Annotated in this window: 9 protein-coding genes; all 9 read right to left on the bottom strand. The window is 62.3% G+C overall.

What is annotated here, in order from left to right; all coding sequences use genetic code 11:
- Nucleotide 1: 1 nt before the first annotated feature.
- Nucleotides 2-289, bottom strand: a complete 288-nt coding sequence (locus CEC48_RS31485; RefSeq protein ID WP_176438658.1) for a hypothetical protein — start codon at nt 287-289, stop codon at nt 2-4.
- A gap of 317 nt (nt 290-606) precedes the next feature.
- Complete coding sequence (locus CEC48_RS04270; RefSeq protein WP_176438662.1) at nt 607-1,164, bottom strand: GNAT family N-acetyltransferase; 558 nt, start codon at nt 1,162-1,164, stop codon at nt 607-609.
- The gene (locus tag CEC48_RS04265) at nt 1,161-2,561 is read right to left on the bottom strand and encodes an LLM class flavin-dependent oxidoreductase (RefSeq protein ID WP_088422608.1); all 1,401 of its coding nucleotides are present in this window, start codon (nt 2,559-2,561) and stop codon (nt 1,161-1,163) included. Before CEC48_RS04265 ends, CEC48_RS04270 begins: the two co-directional genes overlap by 4 nt.
- Before the next feature lie 37 nt (nt 2,562-2,598).
- On the bottom strand, nt 2,599-4,257 hold the full coding sequence (locus CEC48_RS04260) for an ABC transporter ATP-binding protein (protein ID WP_088422607.1): 1,659 nt from the start codon (nt 4,255-4,257) through the stop codon (nt 2,599-2,601).
- Entirely contained in the window at nt 4,254-5,129 is an 876-nt protein-coding gene (locus tag CEC48_RS04255; RefSeq protein ID WP_088422606.1) for an ABC transporter permease, read from the bottom strand. Before CEC48_RS04255 ends, CEC48_RS04260 begins: the two co-directional genes overlap by 4 nt.
- Nucleotides 5,130-5,144: 15 nt before the next feature.
- Nucleotides 5,145-6,197: an NADP(H)-dependent aldo-keto reductase gene (locus tag CEC48_RS04250; protein WP_088422605.1), complete on the bottom strand. Its 1,053-nt coding sequence runs from the start codon at nt 6,195-6,197 to the stop codon at nt 5,145-5,147.
- A 32-nt stretch (nt 6,198-6,229) separates the two neighbouring features.
- Nucleotides 6,230-7,483 carry an acyl-CoA dehydrogenase family protein gene (locus tag CEC48_RS04245; protein ID WP_088422604.1) on the bottom strand — a complete coding sequence of 418 codons (1,254 nt, stop codon included), beginning with the start codon at nt 7,481-7,483 and terminating at the stop codon, nt 6,230-6,232.
- Between the two features lie 23 nt (nt 7,484-7,506).
- Nucleotides 7,507-8,439: an ABC transporter permease gene (locus CEC48_RS04240; protein ID WP_088422603.1), complete on the bottom strand. Its 933-nt coding sequence runs from the start codon at nt 8,437-8,439 to the stop codon at nt 7,507-7,509.
- Nucleotides 8,436-10,139, bottom strand: coding sequence for an ABC transporter substrate-binding protein (locus CEC48_RS04235; RefSeq protein WP_088422602.1), 1,704 nt, complete (start codon nt 10,137-10,139; stop codon nt 8,436-8,438). The genes CEC48_RS04240 and CEC48_RS04235 overlap by 4 nt, the downstream gene beginning before the upstream one ends.
- Between the last annotated feature and the right edge of the window lie 393 nt (nt 10,140-10,532).

The following is a 10,532-nucleotide window of genomic DNA, read 5'->3' as shown; positions in this document are numbered from 1 at the left end:
CTTACAGCGGCTCACTTTTGAACAGCGCAAAAGTAAGCAAAACGCTCTTGCCCCACCACTCGGCACCTCGCTTAGGCTCGGTGTGCCCTCTCTCCGGTAGTACTGCGCGGGCCGCGTGGTTTAACGGGGCGCCTAAGATCAAGATCAACAGCAGATCAAGAACACAGCGGCCTACCGGCCGGCTTGAGTGGTGTAGAGCAACGGCAAAATCAAACGCGGGCACGGTCCAAATGTGGGAGCGGGCTTGCTCGCGAAGGTCGTTAACGATGACGATGGTTTTCTGATTCAACGCGGCGTCCTCAGGTTTTTCGCGAGCAAGCCCGCTCCCACAGAAAAGCAGCTCTGCTTTCGCTCTAGACCTTGCCCTTGCCTTTGCTTCTAACACTCAGGTCGGCTTTCAGGCTGCCGTGCTCTTGATCTGCTTTTGATCTTGATCTGCGGGCCCCGTCAACCACGATGGCCTTCGTTCCGGCATGCCGAGCCTAAGCGAGGCACCGAGTGGTGGGGCAAAGCGTTTTTTGGTTACTTTTTTAGGCGTTTGTAAAAAAGTGACTCGCTGTAAGAGCGAAACCATAAGTGGCCGTTATCGAAGAAACGGATATGCACTCAACCTTCAGCCGCTACCTGCGGTAACTGCACCCTATAACGCACCAGAGACAACGGCTCATCGTGCTCCACCACGGTCTTCTCGGTATGCGGCTCAGCCACAAACCCAAGCGCCTGGTAGAAACCCAGAGCACGCCGATTCCCCTGCACCACCCAAACGGTCGCACTGGCATAACCGGCCTCGACCAACTGCTGACGCACCTGCCCCCAAAGCCGCGTGCCAATGCCCTGCCCCCAGATCCCGGGCAATAGATTGAGCGCTCGCAATTCCCCGGTAGCCGCCGACGCATCCACATCCCGACTGCTACCAAAGGACGCCCACGCCACCAGCTCCCCCTCCAGCTCCACCACCCACACCGACAGCGCACCGCCCGCGATGGCCTGGGCCAGAAAAGCCGTGCGCTGTGGCACACCGCCGTTCAGGTCGGATAGAAAACGCTCCGACAAAATCTCCCGATACGCCGCCTGCCAAGTCTGCAAATGAATGTGCGCCAATTGCGGGGCGTCCTCCACCCGAGCCGGCCGCAAATGCAGCAGGTCCAGAGACGCCCCACTCACGATGGAAACCGCAACGGCAACGCCGGCGAAAGCAACGCCGCAGGATCCCGATAACGCGCGCCAAAATGGTCCCCCGGCAAACGTGCCTGCCCGGCGCCAAACAACCGCTCCCGCAGCGTCTCCCCCTCGTTGTAACGCTCACGAAACCGCCCACGACGGCGCAACTCCGGCACCACCAATTCAATGAAATCCCGCGCTGTTTCAAACGACAGGTACTGACGCAGATTAATCCCGTCGATCCCATCCTCATCCAGCCACTTCTCAATGGCATCCGCCACCACCGTCGGTGTACCCGCCACAAAAAACCGCTCGCGATTAAAGCCGCCAAGCTGCGCCAGTACCGCCCCCACAGTGGAGTCCGATTTGTACCGGCTCAAGCTCTCCCACCCCTTGACCTGACGGCTGACCAGATCACTGATCAACGTATCGCGAGGATACGCGGTCAAGTCGATCGCCGACTGCCCATGAGCCAGCGACGCGTCAACACTCACCAGCTTGCGATAACTGTCGAGCTTGGCACTGACATCCTCGTCGGTACGCCCAACGATCACCCCGGCCATAACGATAAACTTCAACCCCGCCGGATCGCGATCATGCTCGACCGCCTTTTGCCGCATGGCCTGGATATTCGCACGCACCGCCGGCGCATCATTACCACCGGTGAACACCACTTCAGCGTGCCGCCCGGCAAACTCGATACCAGCCGGTGAGCCGGTGGCCTGGAACAGCACCGGCGTGCGCTGCCGCGAAGGCTGGCACAGGTGCGGCCCGGCGACCTTGAAGTGTTCGCCCACGTGGTTGATATAACGCACCTTGTCCGGGTCGGTGTAGATCCGGCGCTCGCGGTCGACGATCACGGCGTCGTCGTCCCAGGAACCTTCCCAAAGTTTGTAGAGCACGTCGAGGTATTCGTCGGCGATCTCGTAGCGGTGATCGTGGACCACCTCGGTGTCGTGCCCAAAGTTGCGTGCCGCATTCGGCAGGTACGAGGTAACGATGTTCCAGCCCACCCGGCCCTTCGTCAGGTGATCGAGGGTGCTCATGCGACGCGCGAAGGCGAACGGCGGTTCGTAGGTGGTGGAAAAGGTCGCACCGAAACCAAGATTCTTGGTCACCCCGGCCATCGCCGGAATCACCAGCAACGGGTCATTGCTGGGGATCTGCATGCCTTCGCGCAGCGAGGTTTCGGGGCCGTCGCGAAAGCGGTCGTAGGTGCCAATCACGTCGGCCAGGAATACGCCGTCAAAGGTGCCGTATTCCAGCAATTGCGCCAGCTCGGTCCAATAGTCCAGGTCGTTGAAGCGGTGCCGGTTGTTGTCCGGGTGCACCCACAAACCATGGACGATGTGACTGACGCAGTTCATCTCAAACAAATTCACGTGCAGTTGCTTGGGCACCAGGAACACTCCTTTCGTAGATACTTTTTCTAATACGTCAGATCGCGACGTTCAAGTAGAACGGGACTGGCGTGTAGTCGGTTTCAAGGGTTGGAATCGCGTCGATCAGCGCACGGGTATAGGCATGTGCCGGGCGATCGAACACCGCGCGCACCGTGCCGGACTCCACCACTTCGCCGGCCTTCATCACCAGCACGCGCTCGCTGACGTGGTTGATCACCCCAAGGTCATGGGAGATGAACAGGCAGGCCAGGCCGAGGCGGCGCTTGAGGTCGTCGAGCAGCTCCAGAATCTGTGCCTGTACCGACACGTCCAGCGCCGACACCGGCTCATCGCAGATAAGAATTTGAGGCTCGGAAGCCAGGGCCCTGGCAATCGCGATGCGTTGACGCTGGCCACCGGAGAGTTCGATGGGCCGGCGCGATAATGCGCTGGCATCGAGGCGTACCAGGTCCAGCAATTCCAGCGCGCGGTCGCGCCGGGCATGACGCGGTACGCCGGCCACCACCAGCGCTTCGAACAGCACGCGTTGTACGGTGTAGCGCGGGTCGAAAGAGCTTAGCGGGTCCTGGAATACCACCTGGACCGCACGCCGCGCCTCGCGTTTTTGCTTGGCGTCGAGGTCGGACCAGCGCTGGCCCTTGATCCACACCTCACCGGCGTCGGCGGTTTCCAGGCCGAGTATCAGGCGGGTCAATGTGGTCTTGCCGCAACCCGATTCGCCCACCACGCCCAGCGTCTCGCCGCGACGCAGTTGCAACGACACCTGGTTCAGCACCGTGCGGGTTTGCCCGTCGGGGCCGACGAAGGATTTGGACAGCGTGCGCGCTTCCAGCAGTACTTCGCCCTGTGGCTCAGGCTCGGGCTCCACCGCCGCAAGCAACCGGCGCGTGGACTGGAAGTGCACGGCCTTGGCAGCCCGCAGCAGCAGTTGCGTATACGGATGACGCGGGGCTTGCAGTACCTGCTTGGTACTGCCCTCCTCCACGATTACCCCATGGCGCATCACCGCCACGCGATCGGCAAGGCGTGAGACCACCGACAGGTCGTGGCTGACCATCAGCAGTGCGTTGTCTTCGCCGCGCAGGCTTTCCAGCAGCGCGATGACCTGGGCTTGCACCGTGGCATCGAGCGCCGTGGTCGGTTCATCGGCAATGATCAGGCGTGGATTGCAGGCAATCGCCGAGGCGATCAATGCGCGCTGGCGTAAACCGCCGGAGAGTTGCCACGGGTATTGGCTGGCACGCAGTTCCGGTTCCGGCACGCCGACATCCCGCAGCAGTTCCAGCACTCGCAGGCGGCGCGCTTCCAGTCCCAAGTTGGTGTGCAGGTGCAACGGTTCCTCAATCTCGGCCCCGACGCGGCGCAGCGGGTCCAGCGCGCCCAGTGCATCCTGCATCACAAAGCCGATGCTCGCGCCGCGCAGTTGCTGCCAGGCCCGCTCGTTGAGCTGGCGCAGGTCGACACCCTGGAACGCCAACTTGGCGGCCTGGACGTGAGCGTCCTTGCCGGTCAGGCCGGCCAGGGTGCGGGCGGTGACGCTTTTGCCGGACCCCGACTCCCCCACCAGCGCCAGGCATTCGCCGCGATGCAACTGCAAACTGACGCCGTGCAACACCGGCTCGGCCTGGCCGAAACGTACCGTCAGGTCGCGGATATCGACCAGCGGACCGAGGGTATGGATATTCATCGTCATAGGGGCTTTCCTTCGCTGCGGCGCAGCAGTTCGCGGCCGATGGCACTGATAGAAACAACGGTTAGCGTGATGATCAGCGCGGGCCAGGCGACCAGCCACGGCGCGTTGGCCAGGAAGCTGCGCCCGATGGACATCATCCCGCCCCACTCCGGCGCGGGCGGCGGTGCGCCAAAGCCGAGGAAGCTCAAGGCGGCGCCGGCGGTGATCGCGCCGCCGATGCCGATGGTGGCGAGGATCAGCACCGGCTTGAATGCATTTGGCAGGATGTGCCGCAGTACTACCGCCAGCTGCGATTGGCCGAGGGTGACGGCGGATTCGACATAGCCTGCGTTGCGCACGGTGAGGGTTTGCGCCCGCACCAGCCGCGCATAACGCGGCACGCCGGCGATGCCTATCGCGAGAATCAGATTGGCCGTGCCCTGGCCGAAAAACGTGATGATCACCAGCGCCAGCAACAGGTCGGGAAAGGACAGCAGCACGTCGATCCCGCGCATCAATGCGCCATCCAGCCAGCGCGGGCCAAGGCCGGCGATCAAGCCGAGGAAGGTGCCCCAGGCCAGCCCCAGTGCTGTAGCAGCGATGCCCATGAACAGCGAGGAACGCACGCCATAAATCAATCGGCTGAGCACGTCACGCCCGTTCTCATCGGTGCCCAGCCAGTGCAAGTTGCTCGGCGCCTGGAACGCCATGCGCGCCGAGGCGTCCAGCGGGTCATACGGGGCCAGCCATTGAGGAACAACGGCGGCCAACAGCAACAACGCAACAAACACCCCGGCCAGCAACAGGCCAGGCCGCAGCCGGGTGAAGCCGGCAAGACGCAACGGGCGATTGCCGCTCGGCCCCACGATCAACGTTTCAATGGTTTGCGTCATGCCAGGCTCCTCGTTCTATGGCGCTGGGTTGGGAATGCGCTGGTGGATGGCCTGGACCTGCGCCTTGATCTCGTCGTTGAGGGTCACGTCCAGCGCGCCGAGGTTGTCGCGCAATTGCGCCAGGCTGGTTTGCCCGGTGAGCGCGCTGGTGACGAAGGGTTTGTCGATGATGAACGCCAGGGCCAACTGTGCCGGAGTCAGGCCATGTTGCCGGGCAATTTCCACGTAGCCGGAGATGGCTTCCTGCGCCGAGGCACTGTCATAGCGATTGAAGGTGCGGTACACCGCCGACAGCCGCGAGCCCTCGGGGCGTGCGCCGCCCAGGTACTTGCCGGTGAGTGCGCCGAAGGCCAGCGGCGAGTACGCCAGCAGGCCAACGCCTTCGCGGTGGGTGAACTCCGAGAGGCCGCCTTCGTACAGGCGGTTAAGCAGGCTGTAGGGGTTTTGCACGCTGGCAATCCGCGGCAGGCCGAGGCGTTCGCTTTGCTTGAGAAACTCGGCGACGCCCCACGGGGTTTCGTTGGAAACGCCGATGTATCGCACCTTGCCGGCCTTGACCTGATCGGCCAGCACCGCCAGGGTTTCTTCGATGGCAACGCTCTGGGTGTCTGCCTGATACGGGTATTCGCGCTGGCCGAAGATGTTGGTGGTGCGGTCGGGCCAGTGCAGTTGGTAGAGGTCGAGGTAGTCGGTGTTCAGGCGTTTGAGGCTGCCATCCAGGGCTTCGACGATGTTGCGCCGGTCGTGGTGGCTGAAGCCATCGCGAATGTGCTGCTGGCTGCTTGGGTCGCGGGCCGGGCCGGCAATTTTACTCGCCAGGATTACCTCGTCGCGTCGGCCACTGGCCGCCAGCCAACTGCCGATATAGCGCTCGGTGGTGCGCCAGGTTTCGGCTTTGGTCGGCGTGGGGTACATCTCGGCGGTGTCGATGAAGTTGATGCCTTCGGCCAGCGCCAGGTCGATCTGCTGATGGGCGTCGTTTTCGGTGTTCTGGTGGCCCCAGGTCATGGTGCCCAGGCCCAGCACACTGACTTGGATGTCGCTGTTGCCCAGTTGACGGTAACGCATGGGTGATCCTTTTGTATTCAAGGGTTGGAGGCTCATACCGCACTCGCTTCGTCGCGAGCGGCCTGCTGCTCGGCGTCGGCGGCTTGCAGGCTGCGCCAGGCGGCGTTGGGGGTGACGTCGTTGAGGTAGTAATTGCCCAGGGCCCGTTCGCGGAAAATCGCCGGGTTGTGGGAGGCCAGGGTGCGCGCGTTGCGCCAGTGGCGATCGAAGCGCCGCGACTCGCTGGTGGCTGAGGCGCCGCCGACTTCGAACAGCAGCGTGGTGGCTTCCAGCACTTGCTCAAGCACGATCTGTTGCGCCTGATACGCACGAATCTCAGCCTCGGTGTAATGCTGTTCGTTGGCGTAGCCGCCCTGCTCCGCTTCGTGTGCTTCCTGCAGCACCTCGGCGACAGCCAGCACCTGAGTGCGGGCGGCATAGGCCAGGCTCGACAGCCGGCCGATCACCCGCTGCACCAGCGGATCGTCCTTGGGGCTCGATTGCCCCGGCACACCAAACGCGCGGGTCCGGCCTTTGACAAACTCGGTGGCATCGCGTAGCACCGCGTTGGCGATGCCGGCCAGGGTCGCCAGGTGGAACAACTGGTAGAACGCGCTCAGGTAGGACTCGGCGCGCAGCTCGTCTTTCTTGAAACGCCGCACGATGTGCTGCGCCGGTACGTCGACCGCCTTGAAGCGCGTGGTGCCACTGCCGGTGAGGCGCTGGCCGAAGCCGTCCCAGTCGTCCTCGACGGTGACACCCGGCGCGTCGGTACGCACCGCAAGGCTGACAAAGTCTTCGCCGTCCAACGCGACGGCGGCGATCCAGTTGGCGTACAGCGTGCCGGTGCAGTAGTACTTCTCGCCGTCCAGTTGCCAGCCGGAGTCGACCGCGCTAAGGGTCACCGAGTTACGGGTGGTGTCGGTGCGCTCGGCCATGGCGGCGCCCCACAGTTCGCCGTCGACGACTTTAGCAAACCAGTAATCCTGGGAAGCACTGTCGCGGCTGGAAAGCCGGCCTTCGACGAAACCGAAATGCGCGCGCACGATCTGCGGCAGGTTTGAATCGGCCTCGCCCAGTTCAATCAACAGGCGGAACAACTGCGGCAGGCTCGCACCCAGGCCGCCCTGTGCGATCGGCACACGCAGCGCTCCAAAGCCGGCCTCGCGCAGCCACGCCACTGCTTCATGCGCCAGTTCGCGCTGCTGCTCGCGGGCGACGGCGGTATCGGCTATCCGGGAAAATACGTCGGCGAAACGCCGGTGCAAGTCTGCATAACTCAACTGCACAGGGATCGAAGCACTCATGGTTTTTCCTTCTTCAAAGGCACTCACGTTTGGTTGGTCCGGGGGTCAATCCAGCGGTTGATCAAATCGACGGCCAGGTTCACCAGCACGTACACGCTGGCCGCGAGCAAGGTCACGCCCAACACCATCGGCACGTCTTTGTTGCTGGTGGCATCGAGCATCAAGCGCCCGATGCCCTGGCGTGCAAACAGCAACTCCACGACCACCGCGCCGCCCAACAAGCTGGCGAACACGAACCCGGACAGGGTCACCAACGGCACCAGTGCGTGGCGCAAGGCATGGCGCAGGCGCACGGCCGTTTCGGACAAGCCGCGTGCACGGGCCATGGCGATAAAAGGTTGTTCCAGGGTGTCTTCCAGGGACTGGCGCAACAGTTGGGTCAGCACCGCCGCCACCGGCAAGGCCAGCGCGACCGAGGGCAAAATCAACGAGCGCCAACCCACGGAGCCGGACGGCGGCAACCAGTGCCAATGGAACGAAAACACCAGCAACAGCAGCATGCCGATCACAAACGAAGGCGCTGATGACAGCACCAGCTCACTGCCGGAGGCGACTGAGCGCACCCAGCGCGAACGGTTGGCGGTGAGGATCGCGCAGACCAGTGCCAACACCACCGCCAGCAGTGCAGCGCTCAGGGACAGTTGAATGGTTGCGCCAATCTGCTCGGCAATCGCCTGCTGCACCGGGATGCGCAGGCGGTAGGATTCGCCCAGGTCGCCATGGGCCAGGCGCACCAGGTAATTGCCGTATTGCACGATCAGCGGTTGGTCCAGGCCGTACTCGGCACGCACCCGGGCCAACAGCTCCGGCGTGGGCATCGCATCCGGGCCGCCGAGGATCGCCAGCGCCGTGTCACCGCCGCTGAAGTTGACGGCGAGGAAGGTCAGCGTCGCCGCGCCCCACAGCACACCGATGCCGGCCAGCAAGCGCCAGCCAATCGATTTGAACAGGCTCATGGTTGCCCCCGGTCCAGCCAGATGCTGGTGAAAAACGGTACGTTATGGGAGGTATCGAAGATCACGCCCTGGACTTGACGGCCGTACGCGGTGAGCACCTGGGCTTCCAGCGCAGGCACCGACGGCACGGTTTCGGTCAGGCGTTTTTGTGCTTCGCCATAGAGCGCCTGCAACTCGACCGGATCGCGGGACTGACGCGCAGCGCTGAGCACGCGATCCAGCTCGGCATCGCGAAAGCGCCCGACGTTCTGGCCGATCCTTTTATCGGTGCTGATGGAGCTGCTGTGGTAGAGCACGAACAGGCCATCAGGTGTGTTGGTGTGCCAGTAACCGTCCGCCATCGCCTGGAACTTCCCGGCATAGCGTCTCTCGATCACCCGGGTCAACGGCAGCATCTCGACGGTCATCTCGAAGCCGACTTTTTTCAGGTCGGCCTGGATGGCCACCGAGACACTGCCGGGAAAGGACGGGCTGCTATAGGCCAACAGGGTCGCCTTCAAGCGCTGCCCGCCCTTGGTCCGATAGCCCTGGGCATCGCGCCCTGTCCAGCCGGCGTCGTCGAGCAAGGTATTGGCCGCCTTGACGTCGTAGGCCAGGGCATCTTTGTTGGGTTGATAAAACCGGGTATTAGCCGCCAGGAAATCGGCTTTGGCGATGTATTCGCCGAAGCCGGAAATCCACGCCAATCCTTCGCGGTCGACGGCTTTAGCCACGGCGCGACGCACTCGCACGTCGTCGAATGGCGGCTGCTCAATGTTGAACACGATGCCGCGGCTCGGGTTGCCTTTGCGAATCCGGCTGCGCATCACCAGGTCGGGGTTGGCGCGGATGGCGGCAGCGTTCTGGGCCGGGGCGTCGAGGGCGAAATCCGACTGGCCGGACTCAAGTGCAGTGAAGCGGATCATGGCTTCGGGGACGTAGCTCAGTTCGATGCGGTCCAGGTATGCCTCACCCTGGTGACGCGTCACCGGCGGCGCCCAGTGGTAGCCGGGGCGCTTGATGAACACCGCGCCCTGGTCACGGGTGTAGCTCTGCAACAGGAACGGGCCGCTGCCAATAGGGTGTTCGGCGATGGTCTTGGGCGCTTCGCGGATCTGTTTGGGCGAGATCATGCTGAGCCAGGACTGCGCCAGCACGTCGAGGAATGGCGTGTAGGGTTCGCGCAAATGGGCTTCGAAGGTGTAGTCGTCGATGACTTTGCCGTCGAGATATGGCGCGATATAGGCCGCTGCCAGCGGAGACTTGGTCGCCGGATCGCGCATGTGCTCCAGGTTGGTTTGCAGCGCCTGGGCGTTGAATTTCTCGCCGTCGCTGAAGGTCACGTCATCGCGCAGGTGAAAGGTGTAGGTCTTGCCGTCTTCGGAGATGTCCCAGGAGCGGGCCAGCCATGGGCTGATATTGCCCTGCTCGTCCTGATACACCAGGCAATCGAAGAGAATCCGGCCCATCCACTGGATATTGCCATTGGATAACGCGTGAACATCGAAACTGCCGGCGTCGGAGGCGGCAGACACTCGCAAAGTTCCGCCACTACGCCCTGGTGATGACTCATGAAAGTCCGCCGCCGAATACGTCACCACGCCATTGGTAACGACGCCATCGGGCGTCGAAGTTTCATGTTGTGGTGCAGCAGCCGGCGAACAGGCATTGATCGCCAGGGACAGTGATATAACCGCCGAAAGTTTCAGAATGGTTGTCAATGACGCTTCCTTAGAGGCACTCGAAAGTTTGCAACTACAGGGAGTAATGCAGTGAGCATGCCAGTCTATAAGAAACGCCGTCTCGCTCTGAGAATAGAGGCAAAAACCCTATAAACCGGACACCAAAGCCCTTCATCCTGTCAAACACTTATATAGTTATACCCATTGAATTGTTGATAGCCTTACACACTGCATATCAACTGTTGCGTTCGCGACAGTTGCAGTAAAACCACCTGCAAAAGTTGGCTGTTGAGAATCAAACAGCGATTCAAAACAAAGTATCCCGCAAAACACTTCACCCGCACTAAACACCCGTATTCCTTGGCAAACAGCGTTGGCATAGAAACTGCTCAGAGCGAAACAGGCATGACTATTCGAATAGAAAGCTGGGGC

It is taken from the genome of Pseudomonas sp. K2I15 (assembly GCF_002204795.1).
In the GTDB taxonomy this organism is placed as follows: Bacteria; Pseudomonadota; Gammaproteobacteria; order Pseudomonadales; family Pseudomonadaceae; genus Aquipseudomonas.
Note: the sequence above shows the minus strand (reverse complement) of the source record. Positions and strands in the feature narration are given on the sequence as shown.

Coding starts and splice junctions, on each gene's coding strand:
- CEC48_RS04260 (WP_088422607.1), bottom strand. CDS start 4,257: ATGACGATGAATATCCATACCCTCGGTCCGCTGGTCGATATCCGCGAC.
- CEC48_RS04255 (WP_088422606.1), bottom strand. CDS start 5,129: ATGACGCAAACCATTGAAACGTTGATCGTGGGGCCGAGCGGCAATCGC.
- CEC48_RS04250 (WP_088422605.1), bottom strand. CDS start 6,197: ATGCGTTACCGTCAACTGGGCAACAGCGACATCCAAGTCAGTGTGCTG.
- CEC48_RS04245 (WP_088422604.1), bottom strand. CDS start 7,483: ATGAGTGCTTCGATCCCTGTGCAGTTGAGTTATGCAGACTTGCACCGG.
- CEC48_RS04240 (WP_088422603.1), bottom strand. CDS start 8,439: ATGAGCCTGTTCAAATCGATTGGCTGGCGCTTGCTGGCCGGCATCGGT.